The organism is Mesorhizobium sp. M2A.F.Ca.ET.067.02.1.1 (assembly GCF_004023285.1).
Classification (GTDB): Bacteria; Pseudomonadota; Alphaproteobacteria; order Rhizobiales; family Rhizobiaceae; genus Mesorhizobium.
The window spans coordinates 1-532 of record NZ_RZSB01001389.1 but is presented as its reverse complement, the minus strand read 5'-3'; the positions used below and the strand labels follow the sequence as shown (position 1 = coordinate 532).

General features: G+C 63.2%; 1 protein-coding gene. It reads left to right on the top strand.

Annotation, left to right across the window (positions count from 1 at the left end; translation table 11 throughout):
* The coding region (locus EOA28_RS37980) for an alpha/beta hydrolase (RefSeq protein WP_148671220.1) at positions 1-325 on the top strand (325 nt) is incomplete at its 5' end.
* Positions 326-532 lie beyond the last annotated feature (207 nt).

Genomic DNA, 532 nt, shown 5'->3' with positions numbered 1-532 from the left:
GGTCGCGCATTGGCAGACAATTTCGCGGCGTCCGGTCCGCGCGGCCATGCTGGTCGCGGTTCCGGACCCGATGGCGGCTCTGTTCCCGGTCTACGGCATGGCCTTCGCCAGGATACCCCAGGACAGATTGCGCTTTGCTTCGCTGGTGGTCGCTAGCACCGACGATCCCTACGGATCGCGCGACTATGCCGAGGCGAGGGCGGCGCGGTGGGGCAGCGGCATCGCCATCATCGGGTCGGCCGGCCATATCAACGCGCAAAGCGGATTGGGCGACTGGCCGCAGGGCCGCGCTTTGCTCGATGGCCTTGTCGCTGAAGCAGCCTGAGGCGCAGCGTTGACGTTTGAGCAACGAAAAAGGGCGGCATCTCTGCCGCCCTTTCCGTATGAATTAGCCAAGCAGCCTGGATTAGAAGTCCATGCCGCCACTCAAGCCCGCTTGCGGGCTTGAGCAATGTTGGCTGATGGGCGTGCTTTATGGACTTCTTAGAAGTCCATGCCGCCACTCAAGCCCGCTTGCGGGCTTGAGCAATGT